The organism is Sutcliffiella horikoshii, from assembly GCF_019931755.1.
Classification (GTDB): Bacteria; Bacillota; Bacilli; order Bacillales; family Bacillaceae_I; genus Sutcliffiella_A; species Sutcliffiella_A horikoshii_E.
In genome coordinates this window covers 2,854,196-2,876,830 of sequence record NZ_CP082918.1, presented here as the reverse complement: position 1 = coordinate 2,876,830, position 22,635 = coordinate 2,854,196, and the positions used below count along the sequence as shown (strand labels likewise).

The following is a 22,635-nucleotide window of genomic DNA, read 5'->3' as shown; positions in this document are numbered from 1 at the left end:
TTGATGGCTGAAAAATCAGCACAATCAAAAGAGATGGAAACAGAATTGACCATCGAACAAGTAAAAGAACAACTAACCGAAGTAGGTAAAAAGCGTGGTGTCCTAACCTATGAGGAGATAGCCGAGAAAATGGCTGGCTTTGAAATAGAGTCCGATCAGATGGATGAATACTACGAATACCTTGGTGAGCAGGGTGTGGAAATCATCGGTGAAGCAGGATCTGATGATGACCCGAACACGCAGCAACTAGCTAAGGAAGAAGAGTTTGACCTGAATGATCTAACTGTACCGCCTGGTGTGAAGATTAATGACCCGGTTAGAATGTACCTAAAGGAAATCGGACGTGTGGATCTGCTATCCGCTGAGGAAGAGATCAGTCTTGCAAACCGAATCGAAGAAGGTGACGAAGAGGCGAAACGTCGACTTGCAGAAGCCAACCTTCGTCTAGTTGTAAGTATAGCCAAGCGTTATGTTGGACGCGGAATGCTGTTTCTCGATTTGATTCAAGAAGGTAATATGGGTCTGATTAAAGCGGTAGAAAAATTTGATTATCGTAAAGGGTTCAAGTTTTCTACATATGCAACTTGGTGGATTCGCCAAGCTATAACCCGTGCAATTGCTGACCAAGCGAGAACGATTCGTATCCCAGTGCATATGGTGGAAACCATCAACAAACTTATCCGTGTTCAACGCCAATTGTTACAAGACTTAGGGCGCGAACCATCTCCGGAAGAAATTGCAGAAGACATGGATCTAACACCGGACAAAGTACGTGAAATACTTAAGATTGCCCAGGAACCTGTTTCACTTGAAACGCCGATCGGTGAAGAGGATGATTCTCATCTTGGAGACTTTATCGAAGACCAAGATGCAACTTCGCCTTCCGATCATGCGGCATACGAATTGTTGAAAGAACAATTGGAAGATGTTCTTGATACACTCACAGACCGTGAAGAAAATGTATTAAGACTGCGTTTTGGCTTAGACGACGGACGTACTCGCACTCTTGAAGAAGTAGGGAAAGTTTTTGGAGTAACAAGAGAGCGTATCCGACAAATCGAAGCTAAAGCACTTCGTAAGCTGAGACACCCTAGTCGCAGCAAACGTCTGAAAGATTTTCTTGAATAGAATCAGGCATATGGAAATAGTTTGCTTTTTCTTAAAAAGAGTAAGCTATTTCTCTTTTTTTGCAATTCAATACTTTTATAATATTCAGTTATTAATATTTACACCTGTAATTGGAGTGTTAACCTAGTGAATAAACAGCGAAAAGAAACCATTATCCAGGAAATCGAGTATTGGAAAAGAAATCGTCTCCTGCCAGATCAATATTGTGATTATTTGATGGCGCTCTACACAGAAGGAGAAGGCGAGAAACATACTTCTAAAGGAAGAAGAAAGGTATTTTCTTTCTTATTTGCATGTCTGATTTCTTTACTAGTTCCAATAACATTTCTTGTCATTTATTTTACTGAAATGCCAGTTCATTTGCAAATGCTCCTGGTAACTTTTTTTGTTCTTCTTTCCTTATTCGGATATTTTGTTTTTCGAAAAGAAGAATTTTTCATACATATACCAGTCTTTGTAACTGCTTTGCTTATACTTATTCTTTCCATAAAATCCCTTGAAATTTTATCGTTTCAGTTGCCGTTAACCTTTATTGTCATCACTTTTCAGACGGTTTTGTGGTTTATTATCGGTTACATGAAAAAATGGTACTATTTGAATATTTCAGCCATTGTAACGTTGGTTTTATTTGTTGCAAATATTATACTGGTGTAACTTCTTGATAATTTCGGCATTTTTAAAAGTTGTGAAAATTCCCTCATATCCATTATAATAAAAATGAAAGCGTATTCAATACGTAATAGGATGGAAGAGAAAAACTAGCTCTTGCTAATGTTTTCCAAACAACAAGGGGGGAAAGATTTTGAACTTTGATTTAACGTCAGAACAAGCGATGATTAAGAAAACAATTAGGGAGTTTTCAGATGAAGTAGTTGCACCAGGGGCTCTCCAACGAGATCGGGATAAAAAATTCCCTGTTGAAGTTTTTCAACAGTTGTCACAATTAGGAATGATGGGACTTCCGTTCCCAGAAGAATATGAAGGAGCAGGGGCGGATACGGTTAGCTTTGCCATTGTGGTGGAAGAGCTGAGCAGAGCCTGTGGGTCAACTGGTATTACTTACTCCGCACACGTATCATTAGGCGGGGCACCGCTTAACCTATTCGGTACGGAAGAGCAAAAGCGTAATTACCTTGTACCTATTTGTACAGGCGAATCACTCGGTGCTTTCGGATTGACCGAACCCAATGCCGGTTCTGATGCAGGAGGTACTAAAACAACTGCTGTAGAAGACGGTGAAGATTTCATCATCAATGGCAACAAGTGTTTCATTACCAATGCTTCTTACGCAAAGCATCTGGCTTTAACGGCTATTACTGCACAAAAAGGCAATGAAAAAGAAATCTCTGCGGTCATCGTTCCAACAGATGCCAAAGGGTTTCAAGTGATTGATAACTATGAAAAAATGGGCCTTAACGCTTCCAATACGACAGAACTAGTTCTTGAAGATGTGCGTGTACCACAGGAAAACCTTCTAGGAAAACGCGGAGAAGGGTTCAGACAGTTCTTAATTACCCTTGATGGAGGCCGCATCGGAATTGGTGCAATGGCTGTAGGGATTGCTCAGGCTGCTTTTGAGCGAGCGCTCGCTTACTCTCAAGAAAGAAAACAATTTGGTAGATCCTTATCAAGTTTTCAGATTAACCAATTCAAACTGGCGGACATGGCCATGAAACTCGAACTTGCTAGAACCATGGTTTACAAAGCTGCCTGGTTAAAGGATCAAGGAAGGCCATTCTCCAAAGAAGCATCCATGTGTAAACTATATGCATCTGAAGTGTGCATGGAAATAGCAGATCAAGCTGTTCAACTCCATGGCGGCTACGGATACATGAAAGAATACCACGTAGAACGCTTCATGCGCGACGGAAAACTCCTAGAAATCGGCGAAGGAACCTCCGAAGTACAAAGAATGGTCATCGCAAGGTCTTTGGGGATTTAATGTAGCTGAGACATTCTAGTTGTTGATTGGAGCAAAAGGCGAAGACTCCTGAGGGAGATAGTGCTAGGTGGAGACCCCGCAGGCGTAGCCGAGGAGGCTCCAGCAGCGCCCCTAGGAAAGCGAAGCCATTTGCGGAAATCAACAACGGAGTCATAACAGCAACAAAATTATTTTCCCAAAAACACATCACTTTTCATATTTTGAGGTACAATATAATCACCAAACATATAAACCTTCATCTTTCATGATGAAGGTTTTTGTCTAAACTGTGAATTTAAGAGAGAAGTTGGCATTTAAGTCTTTTCCTATAGTAAAATATAAAGTAAAATAGAGAGTGCTTGTATAAGATAAGACACACGTACATGTACATAAGGAGGTTTGAATAGCATGAATCGTAATCCGCTTATTCCTTTTGCATTTATCGCGGTATTAGGTCTTGGACTAATGTTCCTATTATCTTTCGTTGGACTTGATCAGGCTGAAAAAATTGCATCCGGTGAAGATGAAACTGTAGAATTGTCTGCAGAAGAGCTTTACCAACAAAACTCTTGTATCGGCTGTCACGGCGGTAACTTGGAAGGGGCAGGAGCTGCACCTGCATTGACAGATGTTGGTGACCGTCTATCCCAAGAAGAGATCCAAAACGTTATTGTTAATGGACAAGGCTCTATGCCTGCTAACCTGGCTACACCTAAAGAAGCTGAAGTTCTAGCTGAGTGGCTGGCAAACGGCGCTCAAAGTGAAGAGGGCGAAGAGTAAGATTTGTTTTTTTAGCAAAATGTTACACATATAAAAGATCCTTTGCATTTGTGAAGGATTTTTTTTTATACTTGTTACAAAGGAATTCAAATACATAAGTAAAGAGGAAACAGACATGAATGAATTAAAACTCTCAAAACGTTTAGAAGCAGTAGCTTCTTTTATCCCCAAAAGCAGTATATTGGCAGACATCGGCTCAGATCATGCATATCTGCCTTGTTATGCTTATTTGCAGGGAATGATTGAAAGAGGAATTGCCGGAGAAGTGGTAGAAGGTCCATTTCAATCTGCCATCCAGCAGGTTCGTAAAACAGAATTAGATAAGGTCATCGAAGTAAGGAAAGGGGATGGGTTAGAAGTAATCTCTCCCAATGAAGTTACTTGTATCACCATTGCCGGAATGGGTGGAACCCTGATTCAATCTATTCTTGAAAAGGGTAAGGATAAACTGGCAGGAGTTCAAACGCTTATTCTTCAACCGAATATAGGTGCAAAAAAGATCAGAGAATGGCTGCTTGAAAATGGATGGGAACTTGTTGCAGAACAAATTTTACTTGATGACGGAAGAATCTATGAGATTCTAGTGGCAGAACGTGGCGAGAGTGAAAAGCCTTACTCAGAAAAAAAAGATGCGTATTTGCTTGTAGGACCGTTTCTTGCGAAGGAGCGTAATGATGTTTTTGTACAAAAATGGACACATGAGCTTGCGCATTGGAAAAAAATAGTCGCTCAGCTCGACGCAGCCGGACAAACAGAGGCGAATGAACAAAAAAGAAAAGAACTTATCGAAAAAATTAGACTGGTAGAGGAGGAACTGGATTTTGAAAACAGTTAACGGGTTACAGGTTATCGAGTGGTTCGAACAGTTTTCCCCTAAAAAATATGCAGTCGAAGGGGATAAAATCGGTCTTCAAATTGGTACTTTAAATAAACCAATCCATAAAGTAATGGTGACGCTTGATGTTCTTGAAGAGGTGGTGGACGAGGCAATAGACCAAAATGTTAATTTGATTATCGCTCATCATCCGCCAATCTTCCGGGCGCTTCCCACTGTCACTGATAACTCAGCTGCCGGGAAAATCGTCACGAAATGCATCAAGAATGATATCAGCGTGTATGTGGCGCATACGAACCTTGACGTGGCCCAAGGAGGCGTCAACGACCTGATAGCTGACGCTCTAGAGCTTGAGGATGTAAACGTATTGGTGCCGACTTACCAAGAAGAACTTCGCAAACTGAGCGTATTTGTTCCGGTGTCTCACGCAGAAACGCTTTTAGAGGCTCTAGGTGAAGCAGGAGCAGGACATATCGGAAACTACAGTCACTGCTCTTTCACGACGGAAGGGGAAGGGCGTTTTCTTCCTCTAGATGGGACAGACCCTTTCATAGGAAAAAAAGGACAGCTTGAAAAAGTCGAAGAGATGAAGGTGGAAACTGTATATCCAATCTCTATTGAGAAACGTGTCTTGAAGGCTTTGTTTAAAGCTCACCCATATGAGGAAGTAGCTTATGATGTATACAAGCTTGAAAATGAAATGGAATCACTTGGCTTGGGGCGGATCGGAAAGTTGAAAGAAGGAATGTCGTTAGCTGATTTTGTCTCTCATGTAAAAAAAGGACTTGAAGTGGAAAATGTCCGTGTGGTCGGAGATTTGAACAGTGAGATTAAGAAGGTAGCGGTATTAGGTGGAGACGGGAATAAATATATCCATGCTGCAAAATTCGCCGGAGCGGATGTGTATGTGACAGGAGATCTTTATTTCCATACCGCACACGATGCCATGGCAATCGGATTGAACGTGGTCGACCCTGGGCACTATGCTGAAAAGATTATGAAAAAAGGTGTAGCGCAGCTGTTGGAAAAGGCCGTGCAGGAGAAGAATTGGGAGCTTGAGGTTTTAGTTTCTGAAACGAATACAGATCCATTTACTTTTATGTGATGTTTGGAGATACGATCCTTTTTGGGTCGTTTCTTTTTTTGTTGGTGAGGGGGAGTTTGGATTGAGATGAAGGTGAAAAGGGAGGAGGGAAGGTGTCTCTGCGCCCGAAAAGGTTCGGGGAAAGGAAAAAGGGGAGGAGAGAAGGTGTCTCTGCGCCCGAAAAGGTTCGGGGAAAGGAAGAAGGGGAGGAGAGAAGCTCCTATACGCCCGAAGCCCCTCGGTAAAAGCCCCAAAGGTAACATAGAAGCCCTCTATACGCCCGAAGCCTCTCCGCAAAAGCCCCAAAGGTAACATAGAAGCGTTCTATACGCCCGAAGCCCCTCCGCAAAAGCCCCAAAGGTAACATAGAAGCGTTCTATACGCCCGAAGCCCCTCCACAAAAGCCTCAAACGTAACATAGAACCTAAATAATCCCAATCTCTCCTCCCAATAATCCTAATCCCTCGACGTCCATAAAAAAACACCCTCCAAAAAGAGGGTGCAGTCAACCTTACGAAGTTTTCGCCTTCTTCACTTTCGGCAAAATCTTTTGCAAAGGTACGTTTTTAGTTGTCTTCCAAGTATCTTGATTCAGCGGATCAAACTGCTCAACGAACTGAATAACTTCTTTAGTAATCGGAGTAGGTGTAGAAGCACCTGCTGTAACGGCCACCGTGCTAGCATTCATCAACCACTCTACATTCAATTCACTGATATCGGAAATACGATAGGCAGGAGTGCCTGCGATTTCTTGGGAAACTTGAGCAAGTCTGTTGGAGTTGTTGCTTTTTGGGTCCCCAACAACAATCGTTACATCTGCTTGTCCTGCTTGTTCTGCCACGGCTTCTTGTCTGACTTGTGTAGCAAGGCAAATTTCTTTGTGTTGTTCGACATGCGGGTATTTTTCCTGAACCTTCACCATGATGTCGGCTACATCCCATTGACTCATGGTAGTTTGGTTGGTAACAATAATCTTTTCGCTTTCAATGGATAACGCTGCAACATCCTCGGCCGTCTCTACTAGATGCACGATGGAAGGAGCAACTCCTACAGCACCTTCTGGCTCTGGATGTCCTTTTTTTCCGATATAAATTACTTCATAACCTTGTGCTTCTTTCATGCGGATCAGGTCATGTGTACGGGTAACATCCGGGCATGTTGCGTCAATGGTGGTTAAACCTTTTTCTTTCGCGCGGACCTTCACTTCCGGTGAGACACCGTGGGCAGTGAAAATAACGGTACCTTCGTTAATCTGATCAAGGATCTCCAGGCGGTTCGCCCCGTCCAATGTGATGATCCCTTCTTCTTCAAATGCGTCTGTAACATGTTTATTATGAACAATCATACCTAAGATATAGATTGGTCTTGGCAATGTTTTATCTAATGCTGCATTTCTTGCAATCACCATTGCATCCACTACACCATAGCAGTAGCCACGAGGGGCGATTTTAATTAGTTCCATATAGGGATAACCCTCCTTACATCAAATAAGAGAGTGATAAACACTCTCTCACTACTTACAGTCTATTATAGTATAAATAAGAAGGTTAGTACAAAAGAAGATATTAGGAACTTCAGATATAAAGCTTAGGAGCGGAACTGCCTGCTGGTTTTTCCTCGTCCTCAGTGGCTTTAGGCTTTGCCTTTTTCTTCTTTATTTTTTTCTTGGTGTTGCTTTCTGCTGCACTATCACTTTCAACTTCTCCCGTTTTTGTTCCTTCTGGGGATTCCTCAGTGGACTCGTTATCAGTTTCATCGTCATCATCGACATTTTTAAGTTCATTGTATAGCTTAAGCATGGCTGGCATATTTCTTACAAGAGGTCCATATTGCTGAACCATCGGCATGACACCCTCTGCCATTTTTAACGCTTTTTGAACATTTCCAAGCATGCCTGTTAGGTTGTTTGGATTGATTAGTTGTTGAAGGGTTCCTGCGTTCGCGAGTTGACCGAGTCCTCCACCTGCGCCTGTATTGGCAAGTTGACCGAGTCCGCCCATGTTCCCGATGCTTCTGGCTCCTGTTCTTCCGAGGAGTTTGGCAAGCAGTCCGCCGCCACCTCCACCGCTGTTTCCACCTAAGCCCATTCCTCGCCCAGCTCCACCCATAAATGACGAAGGGTTTCTTAACATTGGATTAGGCATATTGGACATAGGTGAATTGGGCATATTAAACATATTGAACATGTTATTCGGCGGCTGTTGCATAAAAGGTGAGGGACCTGGACCCATACGGAATGGGGAAGGCCGCATCGGTTGCTGCATTGGTGGCATTGATCGATTTGGTCCAAAAAACATGGTAATCCTCCTTTCTTTCTTGAAAAGTAATCTTTTTAGATACTTGCCGGAATTTAAGAAGCTTTTCTGGTCTCCTATAATTTATGCGGATAGTGCTTGGCATGTTTATTGTCTGGAAAGATTGGGCACAACCGTAGTGTAGCCAAAAAGTCAAAACTGCTTTATAATAGTTGTTTGGGGTTAAATAGAACGTAACGGAACGCGAATGAATAACTCATAAATGAAAATAGAAACTTTAAAATAATGACATAGATACATATTCCATGCATGATTTTAAAAGTGGAGGTAAATAAATGAATACAACGTTTGAAAAATTTAATGTAAAGCCGTTCATTTTAGAAGCGGTTAAAGAACTTAGATTTCAAAAACCGACAGAAGTCCAAGAAAGAATGATTCCTTCCTTATTAAATGGAGAAAGTGCCATCGGGCAGTCTCAAACAGGAACAGGGAAAACACATGCTTACCTGATTCCAATCTTGAGTAAAATTGATCCTTCCCTACAGGAAGTACAAGCAGTGATCACAGCTCCAACAAGGGAGCTTGCTAACCAAATTTACCAAGAAGTATTAAAAATCACTAAGTTTTGTTCTGGTGAAGACATGATCACGGCACGTTGTTATATTGGCGGTACGGACAAACAACGTACGATTGACCGTCTTAAACAACAGCCGCATATTGTAGTAGGAACACCTGGCCGTATTAAAGATTTGATGGTGGAAAATGCGCTTTTAGTTCATACTGCCAGAACAATCGTTGTGGATGAAGCGGACCTTATGCTTGATATGGGATTCATTGAAGATATTGATAAGGTTGCTGCGGCAATGCCGAAAAATCTTCAGATTATGGTATTTTCCGCTACGATTCCTGAAAAGCTGAAACCTTTCTTGCGCAAGTACATGGACAACCCAAAATATACACATGTTGCTCCTAAACAGGTAACTGCAGCGAAAATCAAGCACTTGCTTATTCCGGTTAAATCCAAAAGCAAAACGAAATTATTGCATGATGTTCTAGTGCAATATAACCCTTATCTTGCGATTGTTTTTACCAACACGAAGAAAAAAGCAGATGAAGTGGCAGATGCATTGCTTGAACAAGGATTAAAAGTTGGTAGAATTCATGGAGACCTTAATCCTCGTGAACGCAAAAAGATGATGAAGCAAATCAATGACTTGGAATATCAATATGTGGTGGCGACAGATTTGGCTGCAAGAGGGATTGACATCGAGGGAGTCAGTCATGTTATCAACTATGAACTTCCATCAGACCTTGACTTCTATATACACCGTGTTGGACGTACTGCACGTGCCGATTACTCTGGTAATGCCATTACTCTATATGAACCAACAGACGAGAACGCATTAGCTCAGGTAGAGAAGTTGGGAATTGAGTTCACACAGATGGACTTAAAAAATGGGGAATTGGTTGAAATCGGCCCACGTAACAAACGTCAAAACCGTAAAAAGCAGATCAACGAAATCGATGTTGCTGCGAAAACTGCTGTAAAAAAATCAACAAAAGTTAAGCCAGGTTATAAAAAGAAACACAAATACGAAGTAGAGCAATTCAAAAAAAGACAACGTCGCTTGAAAAAGAGATAATAAGAGCAACTGGATAACCTTTCACGGCATCCTTATGTTAAAATAAAGACTGATTTTAAAAGAGGTGATGTTGTGGAAAACTTACTAATTGGCTCTCATGTATCCATGAGTGGGAAAAAGATGCTATTGGCAGCAAGTGAAGAGGCTGCATCCTACGGTTCGAACGTATTTATGATCTATACAGGGGCTCCTCAAAATACGCGAAGAAAAAAAATAGAAGACCTTAACATAGAAGCGGGTCTTGCACATATGAAAGAGCATGGTTTGAAAGAGATTATTGTACATGCTCCATATATTATTAATATTGGTAACTCCCAGAAACCTGAAACTTACGAGCTTGGAGTGAATTTTCTGGCTGAAGAAGTAAGAAGAACGGATGCTATCGGGGCAAAGCAGATTGTCCTCCACCCAGGTGCGCATGTTGGTGCAGGGACGGAAGCGGGTATCAGCCAAATTATTAAAGGGTTGAATGAGGCACTGACAAAAGAGCAAAATGTTCAAATCGCATTGGAGACAATGGCAGGGAAGGGTTCTGAATGTGGGCGAACTTTTGAAGAACTTGCTGCCATCATTGATGGTGTCCATTTGAACGAAAAGCTTTCCATTTGCCTGGACACTTGTCACATACATGATGCAGGATACGATATTGTGAATGACTTTGATGGAGTATTGAAGCAGTTTGACGATATCATTGGTTTAGACCGCCTGAAAGTCCTTCATATAAATGACAGTAAAAATGCATGTGGTGCTAGTAAAGACCGACATGAAAACATCGGGTTTGGTCATATTGGCTTTGATGCAATCAATTATATTGTTCATCATGATCAATTAAAACATATTCCGAAAATTTTGGAGACACCATATGTCGGCGAAGATAAGAAAGACCGTAAACCGCCATACAAGCATGAAATCGCTATGCTTAAAAACAAGCAGTTTGATGAAGAATTACTGACGAAAATCGTGAATGACTAATAAGAAAGAAGCAAGGGCCAGAAAAATGCCCTTGCTTCTTTTTTTGAAGAATTAGAAAATATAAAACAAAGTTAATTTCCGTTCCAGGCGCTTCGCTTGCCTGCGGGCGGTCCGTGAGCCTCCTCGGCTTGCATGAACTGAACCCTTAAAACTGGACACATATTTTCTAAGCAGCTTGCTCAAAACTAGCTCGATAAGCTACTGGACTTTTCCGTTTTAACCTTGATTTTATTCTCAAGTGGTTGTAGTAATGGATGTACTCTTCTAGCTCCTCCTTAAAATGGGCGACGCTATCAAATTCTTGTAAGTACAATAATTCAGATTTTAAAATTCCGAAAAAGTTCTCCATTACTGCATTGTCATAACAGTTTCCTTTTCTAGACATACTTTGGGTAATATTATGTTGGTTTAAAGTCCTTTTGTATTTTGGCATTCTGTAATGCCACCCTTGGTCAGAGTGAAGGATAAGATTATCGTCTTCATTTAGCCGTTCTAATCCTTGTTTTAACATGTTTCCTACTAAATCATAAGTGGGCCTTGATTGAATAGTGTACGTTATGATCTCGCCGTTAAACAAATCAAGTATAGGAGAAAGATATAATTCCTGACCAAACAACTTAAACTCTGTCACGTCAGTGACCCATTTCTGATTCGGCCTATCGGCCTTAAAATTACGGTCTAAGATGTTTGCGGCAGCTTTTCCTATTTCTCCTTTATAAGACTTGTACTTCTTCATCCTTACGATGCATTGAAGTCCTAGTTCTCTCATAATACGGTACACTTTCTTTTTATTGATTATATAGCCTTTTTCCTGTAGGACATCGGTAATACGACGATAACCAAAACGGCCTTGATGCTTACGGTATATGAACGCAATACGTCTTTTCCACTTACGATCAGGGTCAGGTTGTTCCCAGCTTTGAACAATGAAATAGTAGGTACTTCTAGATATATTAGCTACCTTCGCCAATTGATTTACAGGGAATGCATGCCTTAGTTCATATATTACTTTCGCTTTAATTTCTTTGGTAATTTCTCTTCCTGAACTAAGGCTTTCAGCTTTTTTAAATACGCATTCTCCATACGAAGATATTCTAATTCTTTTTTCAACTCTTCCATGGAAGGGTTGGTAGCTTTGTCGTTATTGGATATTTTATTGTGTTTGGAAGTCATAGTAGATAGCCCCTTTTCTTTTGGGTTAAAGGCGGCATCTCCACATGTCTCCCACTTACGTTTCCACCTACGAACCATACACGGATCTGGGATGTGGAAAATCGCCGACGCCTCTCGAATGGAATAATTCGATTCCTTTATAGTTTGAATTACCCTCAGTTTAAAGGCTGGCGAATAGTTTGTATAGGGAAACACAAATGCTTGGTCACCGTGGTGCTTTACTAACATCACCCAATATCGGAGTACAGAGTCGTCTACTCCAAGTTGTTTAGCTAATTCACGGTAACTATATAATTCATCCAAGTAACGTCTTGCGGCAAGGAGTTTTTCCTCCTTAGTGAATATAGTCATTCGGACTACACCTCCTATTGTTAGATCGTGTGTCCAACAATAGGGGTGCAGTGTAGCAGCCTGTGGGGTCTCACCTGTCCCTTCCTCCCGCGGGCGTCTGCGCGCCTTCCACTCCAATCAACAAGGTTGCTTCATTCAATCAAGGGTTTATGAAAAGCAATCTAACTGTTTTAACTGAATAGGCATTAACGTAGCATTTATGTGATATTCAGCTGTGGATTGGAGCAAATGGCGTAGACTCCAGTGGGGGAGTAACGGTTGGTTGAGACCCCGCAGGCAAAGCCGAGGAGGCTCAAGCACCGTCCCGCGGAAAGCGAAGCCATTTGCGTAAAGGAACAGCGGTGGTTAAAAAAGTTTTACTGTTTAAGTTCTTACTTTGTAAACTCTAAAAATAACTGATTAACTTTTTTAGCTGTCTCATGTCCGGTTATTTTTGCAACTTCTTTCATCAATTGAATTCTCTCAGACGTGTTAAATACATTCACTTTTTTGGAATTCAAAAGAGCAGATACCTTTTTTGCCTGGTCAGGTGTCATGGAAATGTTATATTCCCCGCTATACTTCATCAATTCTTCCGCCGTAATGTTATGAAGTTTCTTATTTACGATTTGTTGATAAATATTCATCATATTATCCCTCCCATTTTAGCCTATGTTGGAAAAACAAAAAGGCTACCTTTACGAAATAATATGACAACTGTTGGGAAATTATTGTATAATTAAAATATTCCATAAACAATTGATATTCAAAGGGTAACGAGGGGGAGTAACCTTGTCGTTTATTATAGATAAAAAAGAACAAGATATATTTCAGCATTTAAGCTCAGACCTCAGACTTATCTTGAATGCGAATGGCTTTATTGAAGAGTGGAATGAGAGAGCAAGCACGTTTCTTTCCATTTTGGAGGAGAACCGCTCTTTTTTTCTAAGCTTTCCATCAAGCTATCGCCAAGAGGTCTATACATACTTAAAGGATATTTCTGAATCGCCCGGGAAAGAGATAAAAAGGATTTTGTTTCACCGTATAAATGGCAGCTTCTATGAAGTCATTTATACAGGCATCCTTTCTGAAGAGCGTATTTATTTGTCAGGGCACTTAATTGAAAATAAGGACAGTTCCGTCGTTCTTCCACTCCATTATGGCACCATTGAACAATCATTGAAGGTCAATGAATTTATGACCAACTCATTGGATATAGCCATATTGGTCCTCTCAAAGGGGGGGAAGATTGAATACATCAATAACCGGTGTTTAACATTATTGGAGCTTGATGTTGGGGAGGACTATATCAATCTTGAATTCGATGATCTGTTAACTCCTGTCTTTTTGAAAGATAAGTTATTTGAGATTTACGAAGAAGTTATCCAAAATAAGAAGTTCAAAGAGCGAATCTGTTATGACGATGAAGTGTTATATCAGATCCAAGGCATCTTATTTGAACGAGCAGAGAAGGTATTCTTTATCATCCATGACCGCTCTTATCAGCAGAAATTTGAAAATCTTCTTGTTTACAAACAACAGATGGAGTCTGTCTCTCAAATCTCTGCAGGGATGGCACATGAATTAAGAAATCCTTTATCTGTCATCAAGGGGTTCATTCAACTTTCCCAGATTACGAATAATTGGAGTAAATACTACGACACTATCATGGCTGAAATAAATCGGATGAATTCCATCATCGAGGACTTTTTATCTGTTTCCAGAAAAAAAGTGAAAAAGCAGCTTATTATGCCACAGCATATCTTTCAGTCATTGGTGTATATTTTTCAATCAGAATGCTTATTACATAATATAGATTTTGACTTTGAAATTGAAGAAGTAGATGAGCAGGTGTTGGTCAATGAGGCAATGATCAAACAAGTCATGCTGAATTTCTTAAGGAATGCCATTGAAGCCTTCTCGCCGGAACAGAAAAACAAACTGTTTCTTTTGCGCGCCAAGAAGACAGATACCTTCTATGAAATTACCGTCGTAGACAATGGGAAAGGCATGGCTGAAGATGTCTTAGACCGAATTGGCAAACCGTTTTTCACCACAAAAGAAAAGGGGAATGGACTGGGCATTCCACTATGTAAAAAGATAATTGAAGATCATGATGGCGAGTTATTTATCGACAGCAAATTAGGAGAAGGATCCACCTTTTTCTACCGCTTGCCTCTGCTTAAGGAAAAGCCTGAATAGGGCTTTTTTTGTTGCGGTAAAGCCTCTTTATTTACTTTTACTCTCAGCTGTTGTATACTAATTTATTGTTATAAAATCGTAATGATTCTTATCTTTTAAGGTGTGATAAAGTTGGAAAAAGTACTAGAAATCAAGGGACTCTCTTATAAATATGAAAAGCAAAACGTCATTGAAAATATAAATTTAAGCATACCAAAAGGTGCATTTCTCGGGCTTGTCGGACCGAATGGCTCTGGGAAATCGACACTTTTAAAGTGCATCCTCGGACTGTTGCGCCCTCAAAAGGGAACCATCGAACTGTTTGGGAAAGATATCCGTAAGTTTAAGGAGTGGAGCAAGATTGGCTTCGTCTCCCAAAAGGCAAACAGTTTCAATTCCGGTTTTCCAGCAACCGTGTTTGAAGTAGTCTCCACTGGTTTGGTTTCAAAGGTCGGCTTATTGCGTTTTTTTAACAAAGAACACAAAAAGCAAATCTTAGAAGCTATTCGAGCGGTTGGGATGGAGGACTTTACGGATAGAAATATTGGCGATCTATCCGGTGGGCAACAACAACGAGTCTTTATAGCAAGGGCGCTGGTGAGTGAACCGGAACTACTGATTTTGGATGAGCCTACTGTTGGAGTAGATATAAAAAACGTACAGAATTTTTACTCCATGCTCTCCCACCTCAACAAAAAACTAGGTATCACGTTGATCTTGGTAACACATGACGTTGGAACGATCACGGAAAAAGTGACGCATGTGGCCTGCTTGAACAAAAATCTACATTTTCACGGTGTGACAGATGAGTTTGAAAAATTACGCACAAATGACCTCTCACAGTTTTATGGGCATGATGTGCATGTTTTAAGTCATGATCACCATCACCATGATGGAGGGCATATGTAATGATATCAGCTTTTATGCAATTTGAATTTTTACGAAATGCATTTTATACAGGGATTTTAATTGGCTTCTTGGCACCTCTATTAGGTGTTTTTGTGGTGGTAAGGAGACTTTCATTGATTGCGGATGCTTTAAGCCATGTGACCTTGGCAGGGATTGCAGCAAGCTTGCTTGTGGAAAAGCGGTTTGGATTGATGGTCGGAGTGAGCCCTATTTATTTCGGGATGGCGTTTTCAGTGACAGGTGCATTGTTTATTGAAAAACTGCGTGGTGTATATAAACACTACCAAGAGCTAGCTATTCCAATCATCTTGTCATCAGGTATTGGGCTTGGTGTAATCTTTATTTCGCTTGCCGATGGATTTAACACAGATCTTTTCAACTTTTTATTTGGAAGTGTCAGTGCCGTAACATCTTCTGATTTTTGGACGGTCTTTATCGTTACTATTGGGGTACTGCTAACCATTATTCTGTTTTACAAAGAGTTCTTTGTCCTTTCTTTTGATGAAGAGCATGCCAAGGTTTCCGGTGTGAACGCAAGAATGTTTCATCTAATCTTCATCATTATGGTGGCGCTTGTTATTGCAGCGTCTATGCGCATTGTCGGTATTCTCTTAGTTTCATCTCTTATGACTTTGCCAGTAGCTGCAAGTATGCGATTGAGCAGAGGGTTCAAGCAAACCATTGTATTGGCTATAATTTTTGGAGAAATTGCAGTGATTGGGGGATTAATCTCATCTTTTTATTTTGATCTTGCTCCTGGCGGGACCATTGTCATCTTGTCGGTTCTCATTTTGATTGTCACCATTCTTTGGAATAAGGTAAGGGGTGTAAAAAAATGAATGTAACACAGGCACTCACGCTAATGAAAGATAAAGGATATAAATATACAGGCAAAAGACAGGAAATGCTTGAATTGTTTGCTACTGAAGATAAGTATTTGACTGCAAAAGATGTCCTTGATTCAATGAAGGACAATTATCCTGGTTTAAGTTTTGACACGATCTATCGTAATCTTGGAGTTTTTGTGGAGTTGGGGATATTAGAAAGTACAGAGCTTTCTGGTGAAAAACACTTCCGTTTTACATGCTCCACAAAACATCATCACCATCATTTTATCTGCATGTTGTGTGGAAAGACAAAGGAAATTGAAACATGTCCGATGCAGGACCTTGAGGAGAACTTAAAAGGTTATGATATCACAGGTCATAAATTTGAGATCTACGGAAAGTGCCCGGAATGTGTCTAAAGTAACAAATTTGTGTTTATCTCATATATAGTAATTACCACCCATTTTTACATGTGTGCCCTCTGAAAATGGGCGGTTATACACGAAACATGTTCTAAAAGATGCGTAAGGGTGTATGAGATGACAGCGAAGAGTGGACAGCTTTCCTCTTTAAGAAGAGAGGATCTTGTTGACATTATGATTTTGATTCGAGAAATGGGATCAAAAAGAACAGATATTAGCACAGAAGATTTTGTGAAGGCGATTGAAAGCGAACTTCTGCTGGCGATGTCTAGGTCAAAATAATAAGGAGAGTGGATATCAACTACTGATACCACTCTCCTTTTTTTATGGGTTTATCTTGCCCAGCTAATGGTATGGAGCAATGACTGCACCTTTTGGTCTGCTTCTTTCCAATTCGAAACTCTATGGACATTTGCAGGTATTGGTTCCCTGTTGTACGGGGTATCAAATAAAATGACAGGTATGTTACATTCTTCGCTTATATCACAAGCGTTATCATGTTTATCTTCAAAGAATAACTCTATCTCATGTTTTTTAACTGCAGCAATTTTATTGTGTGTACCGATTAATTCTAAGTGGTCGTAATCAATCTCTTGTTTGGAAAACCAGTTCTCTGTTACTTCAAGAAGGTGGTTTCTGCGGGCGCTGATAAAATAAAGATCAAATTCATCCTTCCAACGTTGAACAATTGATTTTGCTCCCGTGGCAAGAGGGGCATCTTTGTAAATGATTGGCTCCATTTCATCCATCCATTTCCAAAAGCCAGCTTCATCTAGGCCCATAAGAGGGGTCAAGTCATATTGTTTCATGTCTTCAAGGGTTATATTTTTTTTCAATGTTTTATTGATGAAGGGTACAAAAGTCGAAGGGCAAGTTAACGTCCCGTCAATATCTATTCCAAATCTTTTTCTCATAATTGCCTCCAGTCCTATTGCTACATTTATTTTATCATATTTTGTCCTTTAATCTGTTATTTTGTTGATTGATTTGCAAAAGCGGAGATAACAAAACTTAACAAAGATTGACAACCATGATTTTACCTTGTCTGGCTCATACTAAATAATGCTCCTAACTTCTTAAGAAAGCGAGGGATACGAATGGCAAGTGAATTTGAGAAAAACGAAGAGAAACTTGACCGTTTTGATTCAGACTTGGCTTATGAAGAACCTCATGTTTCTAGAGCGAAGGGACATCGGGACTTTTTAGAAGAGCATGCAGCTGAGGTTGCAGTGCCTCCTGTTGTACAATCAGATAGAAGCAGGGAACGAGAAGCAATTTTTGAAGAAGAGCGCAGTGACGTAATGGGAATGAGTGGACGAGGACTAGGGATTCTAGGGTTAGCCTTATCAATCCTGTCGTTGTTCTTTCTGCCAATCATTATGGGAGCTGCCGGTATTATCGTCGGCTTTATTGCCCGCAAGCGTGGGGCAGCAGGGTTAGGAGCATGGGCAATCGGAATCGGTGTCGTTTCCATTGTTGTTGGGATTTTTGTATTACCATTGTTTTAACACCACCTAAATGGTTCGTCCATTTAAAGGCAGCAAAAAAGCTTGGCACCAATTGGTGTCAAGCTTTTGCCTTTTCTTCTTCTTGCTTTGCAAAATATTCTTCTGCAATTTTATCGATTTCTTTCTTCAATTCGTCAACCATGGTAGCTTCAGGCACTTTACGGACAATTTCTCCTTTGCGGAAAAGTAATCCTTCGTTTCGGGCACCTGCGATCCCGATATCTGCTTCACGTGCTTCACCAGGTCCGTTTACCGCACAACCAAGTACGGCAACTTTAATTGGCGCCTTTATTGTAGAGATGTATTCTTCAACTTCATTGGCAATACTGATCAAGTCAATTTCAATTCGTCCGCATGTAGGACAAGAAATAAGTGTAGCTGCGTTAGAGGATAAGCCAAATGACTTCAATAATTCACGAGCAACCTTTACTTCCTCCACAGGATCTGCGCTTAAAGAAATACGCAATGTGTTACCGATTCCCTTGCTTAAAATCGCTCCTAAGCCGGCAGCACTTTTCACTGTACCTGCAAAAAGGGTACCAGATTCTGTGATTCCTAAATGAAGTGGATAGTCAAAAGCTTTTGCTGCTTTTTCGTATGCCTCAATGGCAAGGTTCACATCTGAAGCCTTCATGGAAACAATGATATCGTGAAAATCAAGGTCTTCTAAAATTTTAATGTGGTGAAGAGCACTTTCCACCATGCCGTCTGCAGTAGGGTAGCCGTATTTTTCAATAATACGTTTTTCCAAGGAACCTGCGTTTACGCCGATGCGGATTGGTATCCCTTTTTCTTTACATGCTTTTACAACCGCTTCAACCTTTTCGCGGCGACCGATGTTACCAGGGTTGATACGGATTTTATCCGCTCCGCCTTCAATAGCTTTAAGAGCAAGCTTGTAATCAAAATGGATATCTACAACTAGCGGAATGTTTATTTGTTTTTTTATATCAGCGATGGCATTTGCTGCGCGCTCATCCGGACATGCAACACGGACTACCTGACAGCCTGCTTCTTCCAATCGCTTTATTTCTGCAACCGTTGCCTCAACATCATGTGTTTTGGTGGTTGTCATACTTTGGATAAATAGTTCGTTACTGCCGCCGATTGTTATATCTCCAACTTTAACGGGGCGGGTTTTTGTACGATGTATTATTTCATTCACGAGTGAATCGCTCCTTTAGGAATGATCTACAGATCAAAACATCTTTCTTTCATAAGAGTAGCTTGTAATGAGAGAAAAAGCTAGTATTATCCACTAACTCCCAACATATTTTAACAATCGTAACCACATATGACAAGTGAAAAAGTTTCCTGACTCTCAGGAGACTGGGGCTAACTGTAGATTTCCGTTCCAGGCGCTTCGCTTGCCTGCGGGCGGTCCGTGAGCCTCCTCACTGCGTTGCGGGGTCTCACCCGTCCCTTCCTCCCGCGGGCGTCTGCGCGCCTTCCACTTCAATCAACCGGTTGTTTATTTCACAATAAATGCAATGAAAAAGTTTCCTGGCTGTTAGTAGACAGGAAACTTGTATGTTTTACCGATTTGAATTTTTTCTGGGGTGATGCCTTCGTTTAGGTTTTGGAAGTCTTCTATTAGTTGTGTGATGGAGACGGGAATTGGTTTGTTTGCGATTTTCTCTGCGACAGTCAATACCGTATCGCCAGCTTTGATTTCTACTTCTATGTAAAGGTTGTTAGTAGGTGAGGATAGGGCGGAACTTTCCGTTTCTGTATCAGTGTTTGTTGCTGGAACAGTAGCGGCAACTGGAGCAGCAGGCTCAGGAATGGTGCCGGATGATAAATCATAATAGATGCTGTATATGGTGACGAGAATTAGAGCTGCAATGAATAATCGGATCATGTTTATTTTTCCTCCTCAGTCAAGCTTACTTAACTATATGCTTGTCCGAGAAAAAAATAACAAAAAAACACCGACAAATTATGTGCAATATGTCGGTGCCATTAATTAATTAATTAATTGGAGGAGTCGGTTTCTTAACTTTAACTTCCTTAATAATAAGATAGAGAACAAAAAGTGACACTGCAAAACTTATTAATGATGAAAAAGGAAGAACTAAACCGCTCGCCTGCATAATGGTGAAAATTAACGTAGGAAGTGTGACTGCATAAGCAGCTAAGACCCATGTATGGCGATATTGCAATTTATCTCTTTTTAACACATTTTTAAGGAGTAATCCAAACAAACCTAAAATAGAAATCTGAACAAATTTAGTAGCCGCAAAGAACAGAAAACCTACTATCAATAAAACAGTAATGATAATAGGGAATGCACTTCCCACAGAATCCATGAACTGTAACAAATTCTCTTTTGTTACTTCTGTTCCTTGAAAATCACTGAGAGGAACAAAGTCTGTCTGTCCAGCCCCCTTAAAAATAATCTCCTTTGATTGGATGGCGACAACTTCACCGTAAGAGCTAATCTCATCTAACGATAACTTATTTTCAGGATCCAATATAATGGTGAAGCCTTGCTCATCAGCAATAAAAGGTTCATCTACATCTGCAAAAAATTCTCCGTCCTGTATATAAAAGTCTGGGGTTTCGTTTTGCAAAAATTCTTCTGTACTATTTACTAATTTCACTGCACTAGTTCCAAAAGTGATAAACATGGGAATAGAAGTGATAAGAACGAGAAAAAATACGTACAGGATGGTTTTGCCTATTCCTTGAAAGCGAAAGGAGGCCATTGCTTTCGGGGAATACAAGCTCTTTACAAATTGAGAGAAAATATTCAATTCCTATCAGTCCTTTTTAAATTAATATACCAATTTCATGTTACCTTAAATGGCGTATGCGAACAATAATTTATTGCTTAACAGTCACTAATGTAAATTTCAAGTTACGGTTTGTAAAGATAATGTAAATTTATCATAAATTCTATTTACATTAGAATCATATTAGGTTAATAATTGTATTTGGTTTTGTAGATTTTTGTCGATACTAAATTGTTTTTGATTAAGGGGTTGAATGTATTGGACTTGGATGTTCAGAGGTTAATATTTGAATTTGTTGGTGGTCTGGGTATTTTCCTTTTCGGAATTAAATACATGGGTGACGGACTGCAAAAATCAGCTGGAGATAAGCTGAGAGATATTTTGGATCGTTTTACAACAAATCCGTTTATGGGTGTATTAGCGGGTATTCTTGTAACGATCTTACTTCAAACTAGTTCTGGAACAACTGCCCTAACGGTAGGTCTTGTTAGTGCAGGTTTTATGACATTGCGCCAAGCAATTGGTGTAATTATGGGTGCCAACATAGGTACTACTGTAACAGCGTTTATCATCGGTATTAAGATAGACGAGTATGCATTACCTATCATTGCAGTTGGTGCTGTAATGCTATTCTTCTTCAAAAAACAAAAAATTCAATATTTCGGGCAAATCGTTTTCGGATTCGGAGCTTTGTTCTACGGACTTAAAACGATGGGTGATGGATTAAAACCATTACGTGAACTTCAAACGTTTACTGATTTAACTGTAACAATGAGTGATAATCCTATTCTTGGGGTTGTTGTTGGTACGGTGTTTACAGTAATAGTACAAAGTTCCAGTGCAACGATTGGAATTCTACAGGAATTATATGGTCAAGGGGCAATAAGCTTAGATGCGGCCTTGCCGGTTCTTTTCGGAGACAACATCGGAACAACCATCACAGCTATACTGGCTGCAATTGGGGCATCTGTTGCGGCAAGACGTGCTGCATTATCACATGTTGTGTTTAACCTCCTAGGGACAGCCATTGTTCTAGTGCTGTTAATACCTTTTGAAAAGTTCATTTTGTTCTTACAAAGTACGTTAAACTTAAATCCTGAAATGACAATTGCATTTGCGCATGGTTCCTTTAACTTAGCCAATGTAATCATTCAATTTCCGTTTATCGGCTTACTTGCACTTATTGTAACGAAAATCATCCCTGGTGAAGATGCGATTGTGGAATACAAAGCGAAACATCTGGATCCGATTTTCATTGAACAATCTCCATCTCTTGCTTTAGGACAAGCAAAAGAAGAAGTATTAAGAATGGGTGAGTTCTCTATAGTGGGTCTAGAGTCCACGCACAATTATTTAAAAACTGGTACATCTAAATATTCAGAACAAGCTTACTCTATTGAAGATGCTATCAACAACCTAGATAGAAAAATCACTGATTACCTTGTAAAACTTTCTTCGGCCTCACTATCCGATAATGAGTCAGAAGAACATTCTGCTTTAATGGACACAGTCCGTGACATTGAGAGAATCGGTGACCACTTCGAAAACATCGTGGAATTGGTGGATTATCAAATAGCCAATAAAGTGGAGTTAACAGAAGCTGCTGAAACAGATCTTGAAGAAATGTTTACGCTGACTCAATCAACTGTCAAAGAAGCTATTGAAGCTTTAAGAACGAATAATAAAGATTTAGCGAATGAAGTTAGATTGAAAGAAGACAAAATCGATAAAATGGAACGCTCACTTCGTAAGAAACATATCTTGCGTATGAATGAGGGATTATGTTCAGGTCAAGCTGGAATTGTGTTTGTTGATATTATCAGTAACCTTGAGCGTATCGGGGACCATGCTGTAAATATTGCGGAAGCAGTTCTTGGAGAAGATCACGAAACTTTATAATAGAATATAACGTATAATTAAAACCAGACTCTT

The 22,635-nt window shown here is 40.2% G+C and carries 24 protein-coding genes; 16 read left to right on the top strand and 8 right to left on the bottom strand.

The features are described 5' to 3' along the window. Positions 1 to 3 precede the first annotated feature (3 nt). The 7 genes from rpoD to K7887_RS14835 all read left to right on the top strand — a co-directional run bounded on the left by rpoD (position 4) and on the right by K7887_RS14835 (position 6,060). Entirely contained in the window at positions 4 to 1,128 is a 1,125-nt protein-coding gene (rpoD, locus tag K7887_RS14865; protein ID WP_010196287.1) for an RNA polymerase sigma factor RpoD, read from the top strand. Positions 1,129 to 1,254: 126 nt separating this feature from the next. Then, positions 1,255 to 1,782: a hypothetical protein gene (locus tag K7887_RS14860; RefSeq protein ID WP_223490249.1), complete on the top strand. Its 528-nt coding sequence runs from the start codon at positions 1,255 to 1,257 to the stop codon at positions 1,780 to 1,782. Between the two features lie 148 nt (positions 1,783 to 1,930). Continuing rightward, positions 1,931 to 3,070: an acyl-CoA dehydrogenase family protein gene (locus K7887_RS14855; protein ID WP_223490248.1), complete on the top strand. Its 1,140-nt coding sequence runs from the start codon at positions 1,931 to 1,933 to the stop codon at positions 3,068 to 3,070. A 387-nt stretch (positions 3,071 to 3,457) separates the two neighbouring features. Further along, a complete protein-coding gene (gene cccA, locus K7887_RS14850) occupies positions 3,458 to 3,829 on the top strand; it encodes a cytochrome c550 (protein WP_010196297.1) in 372 nt (123 codons plus the stop codon). A gap of 115 nt (positions 3,830 to 3,944) precedes the next feature. Further along, entirely contained in the window at positions 3,945 to 4,664 is a 720-nt protein-coding gene (locus K7887_RS14845) for a tRNA (adenine(22)-N(1))-methyltransferase (protein WP_223490246.1), read from the top strand. Then, positions 4,648 to 5,769 (top strand): Nif3-like dinuclear metal center hexameric protein, encoded by a 1,122-nt coding sequence (locus tag K7887_RS14840; protein ID WP_223493665.1) that lies wholly within the window; start codon positions 4,648 to 4,650, stop codon positions 5,767 to 5,769. Before K7887_RS14845 ends, K7887_RS14840 begins: the two co-directional genes overlap by 17 nt. A gap of 66 nt (positions 5,770 to 5,835) precedes the next feature. Further along, complete coding sequence (locus tag K7887_RS14835; protein ID WP_223490244.1) at positions 5,836 to 6,060, top strand: hypothetical protein; 225 nt, start codon at positions 5,836 to 5,838, stop codon at positions 6,058 to 6,060. Between the two features lie 199 nt (positions 6,061 to 6,259). Here K7887_RS14835 and K7887_RS14830 read toward each other — a convergent pair whose 3' ends face one another. Both K7887_RS14830 and K7887_RS14825 read right to left on the bottom strand, forming a co-directional pair. Further along, entirely contained in the window at positions 6,260 to 7,210 is a 951-nt protein-coding gene (locus K7887_RS14830) for a 4-hydroxy-3-methylbut-2-enyl diphosphate reductase (protein ID WP_223490242.1), read from the bottom strand. A 112-nt stretch (positions 7,211 to 7,322) separates the two neighbouring features. Further along, positions 7,323 to 8,045, bottom strand: coding sequence for a YqfQ family protein (locus tag K7887_RS14825; protein ID WP_223490240.1), 723 nt, complete (start codon positions 8,043 to 8,045; stop codon positions 7,323 to 7,325). A 293-nt stretch (positions 8,046 to 8,338) separates the two neighbouring features. Between K7887_RS14825 and K7887_RS14820 the strand changes: the two genes are divergently transcribed. Beyond that, entirely contained in the window at positions 8,339 to 9,646 is a 1,308-nt protein-coding gene (locus tag K7887_RS14820) for a DEAD/DEAH box helicase (RefSeq protein WP_223490238.1), read from the top strand. A 72-nt stretch (positions 9,647 to 9,718) separates the two neighbouring features. Continuing rightward, on the top strand, positions 9,719 to 10,618 hold the full coding sequence (locus K7887_RS14815) for a deoxyribonuclease IV (protein WP_223490237.1): 900 nt from the start codon (positions 9,719 to 9,721) through the stop codon (positions 10,616 to 10,618). Between the two features lie 166 nt (positions 10,619 to 10,784). Here the strand turns inward: K7887_RS14815 and K7887_RS14810 are convergent. Then, positions 10,785 to 12,142 (bottom strand): IS3 family transposase gene (locus K7887_RS14810; RefSeq protein ID WP_223490159.1). Its coding sequence is split into 2 segments (ribosomal slippage): positions 10,785 to 11,671 and positions 11,671 to 12,142, totalling 1,359 coding nucleotides; the frame shifts between segments, so codons are not numbered across the junction. A gap of 371 nt (positions 12,143 to 12,513) precedes the next feature. Then, positions 12,514 to 12,771, bottom strand: coding sequence for a DUF2624 domain-containing protein (locus K7887_RS14805; protein ID WP_223490236.1), 258 nt, complete (start codon positions 12,769 to 12,771; stop codon positions 12,514 to 12,516). Positions 12,772 to 12,913: 142 nt separating this feature from the next. On the opposite strand from K7887_RS14805, the gene K7887_RS14800 reads away from it, so the two are divergent. The 5 genes from K7887_RS14800 (at position 12,914) to K7887_RS14780 (ending at position 16,742) form a co-directional block, all read left to right on the top strand. Further along, a complete protein-coding gene (locus K7887_RS14800) occupies positions 12,914 to 14,323 on the top strand; it encodes a two-component system sensor histidine kinase NtrB (protein ID WP_223490235.1) in 1,410 nt (469 codons plus the stop codon). A 111-nt stretch (positions 14,324 to 14,434) separates the two neighbouring features. Next, the gene (locus tag K7887_RS14795; protein ID WP_223490234.1) at positions 14,435 to 15,211 is read left to right on the top strand and encodes a metal ABC transporter ATP-binding protein; all 777 of its coding nucleotides are present in this window, start codon (positions 14,435 to 14,437) and stop codon (positions 15,209 to 15,211) included. After that, positions 15,211 to 16,050, top strand: coding sequence for a metal ABC transporter permease (locus K7887_RS14790; protein WP_223490233.1), 840 nt, complete (start codon positions 15,211 to 15,213; stop codon positions 16,048 to 16,050). The genes K7887_RS14795 and K7887_RS14790 overlap by 1 nt, the downstream gene beginning before the upstream one ends. Continuing rightward, positions 16,047 to 16,457 carry a Fur family transcriptional regulator gene (locus K7887_RS14785; RefSeq protein WP_010194526.1) on the top strand — a complete coding sequence of 137 codons (411 nt, stop codon included), beginning with the start codon at positions 16,047 to 16,049 and terminating at the stop codon, positions 16,455 to 16,457. Before K7887_RS14790 ends, K7887_RS14785 begins: the two co-directional genes overlap by 4 nt. A 120-nt stretch (positions 16,458 to 16,577) precedes the next feature. Further along, complete coding sequence (locus K7887_RS14780) at positions 16,578 to 16,742, top strand: hypothetical protein (protein WP_223490232.1); 165 nt, start codon at positions 16,578 to 16,580, stop codon at positions 16,740 to 16,742. A 50-nt stretch (positions 16,743 to 16,792) separates the two neighbouring features. Here K7887_RS14780 and K7887_RS14775 read toward each other — a convergent pair whose 3' ends face one another. Further along, positions 16,793 to 17,374, bottom strand: a complete 582-nt coding sequence (locus K7887_RS14775) for a hypothetical protein (RefSeq protein WP_223490231.1) — start codon at positions 17,372 to 17,374, stop codon at positions 16,793 to 16,795. Between the two features lie 183 nt (positions 17,375 to 17,557). On the opposite strand from K7887_RS14775, the gene K7887_RS14770 reads away from it, so the two are divergent. Next, positions 17,558 to 17,968 carry a DUF4190 domain-containing protein gene (locus K7887_RS14770; RefSeq protein WP_223490229.1) on the top strand — a complete coding sequence of 137 codons (411 nt, stop codon included), beginning with the start codon at positions 17,558 to 17,560 and terminating at the stop codon, positions 17,966 to 17,968. A gap of 58 nt (positions 17,969 to 18,026) precedes the next feature. On the opposite strand, the gene ispG is transcribed toward K7887_RS14770, so the two are convergent. The 3 genes from ispG to K7887_RS14755 all read right to left on the bottom strand — a co-directional run bounded on the left by ispG (position 18,027) and on the right by K7887_RS14755 (position 20,724). Further along, entirely contained in the window at positions 18,027 to 19,133 is a 1,107-nt protein-coding gene (ispG, locus tag K7887_RS14765; RefSeq protein ID WP_148987621.1) for a flavodoxin-dependent (E)-4-hydroxy-3-methylbut-2-enyl-diphosphate synthase, read from the bottom strand. Positions 19,134 to 19,478: 345 nt separating this feature from the next. Continuing rightward, on the bottom strand, positions 19,479 to 19,829 hold the full coding sequence (locus K7887_RS14760) for a hypothetical protein (protein WP_223490228.1): 351 nt from the start codon (positions 19,827 to 19,829) through the stop codon (positions 19,479 to 19,481). Between the two features lie 109 nt (positions 19,830 to 19,938). Continuing rightward, a complete protein-coding gene (locus K7887_RS14755) occupies positions 19,939 to 20,724 on the bottom strand; it encodes a DUF1189 domain-containing protein (protein WP_223490227.1) in 786 nt (261 codons plus the stop codon). Between the two features lie 237 nt (positions 20,725 to 20,961). On the opposite strand from K7887_RS14755, the gene K7887_RS14750 reads away from it, so the two are divergent. Next, on the top strand, positions 20,962 to 22,602 hold the full coding sequence (locus K7887_RS14750) for a Na/Pi cotransporter family protein (protein WP_223490226.1): 1,641 nt from the start codon (positions 20,962 to 20,964) through the stop codon (positions 22,600 to 22,602). Positions 22,603 to 22,635 lie beyond the last annotated feature (33 nt).

Bases quoted from the DNA above. Each gene is read 5' to 3' on its own strand.
- K7887_RS14825 (WP_223490240.1), bottom strand. From the start codon at position 8,045: ATGTTTTTTGGACCAAATCGATCAATGCCACCAATGCAGCAACCGATG.
- K7887_RS14835 (WP_223490244.1), top strand. From the start codon at position 5,836: ATGAAGGTGAAAAGGGAGGAGGGAAGGTGTCTCTGCGCCCGAAAAGGT.
- K7887_RS14805 (WP_223490236.1), bottom strand. From the start codon at position 12,771: ATGATGAATATTTATCAACAAATCGTAAATAAGAAACTTCATAACATT.
- rpoD (WP_010196287.1), top strand. From the start codon at position 4: ATGGCTGAAAAATCAGCACAATCAAAAGAGATGGAAACAGAATTGACC.
- K7887_RS14775 (WP_223490231.1), bottom strand. From the start codon at position 17,374: ATGAGAAAAAGATTTGGAATAGATATTGACGGGACGTTAACTTGCCCT.
- K7887_RS14780 (WP_223490232.1), top strand. From the start codon at position 16,578: ATGACAGCGAAGAGTGGACAGCTTTCCTCTTTAAGAAGAGAGGATCTT.
- K7887_RS14790 (WP_223490233.1), top strand. From the start codon at position 15,211: ATGATATCAGCTTTTATGCAATTTGAATTTTTACGAAATGCATTTTAT.
- K7887_RS14770 (WP_223490229.1), top strand. From the start codon at position 17,558: ATGGCAAGTGAATTTGAGAAAAACGAAGAGAAACTTGACCGTTTTGAT.
- cccA (WP_010196297.1), top strand. From the start codon at position 3,458: ATGAATCGTAATCCGCTTATTCCTTTTGCATTTATCGCGGTATTAGGT.
- K7887_RS14845 (WP_223490246.1), top strand. From the start codon at position 3,945: ATGAATGAATTAAAACTCTCAAAACGTTTAGAAGCAGTAGCTTCTTTT.
- K7887_RS14820 (WP_223490238.1), top strand. From the start codon at position 8,339: ATGAATACAACGTTTGAAAAATTTAATGTAAAGCCGTTCATTTTAGAA.
- K7887_RS14785 (WP_010194526.1), top strand. From the start codon at position 16,047: ATGAATGTAACACAGGCACTCACGCTAATGAAAGATAAAGGATATAAA.
- K7887_RS14830 (WP_223490242.1), bottom strand. From the start codon at position 7,210: ATGGAACTAATTAAAATCGCCCCTCGTGGCTACTGCTATGGTGTAGTG.
- K7887_RS14760 (WP_223490228.1), bottom strand. From the start codon at position 19,829: ATGATCCGATTATTCATTGCAGCTCTAATTCTCGTCACCATATACAGC.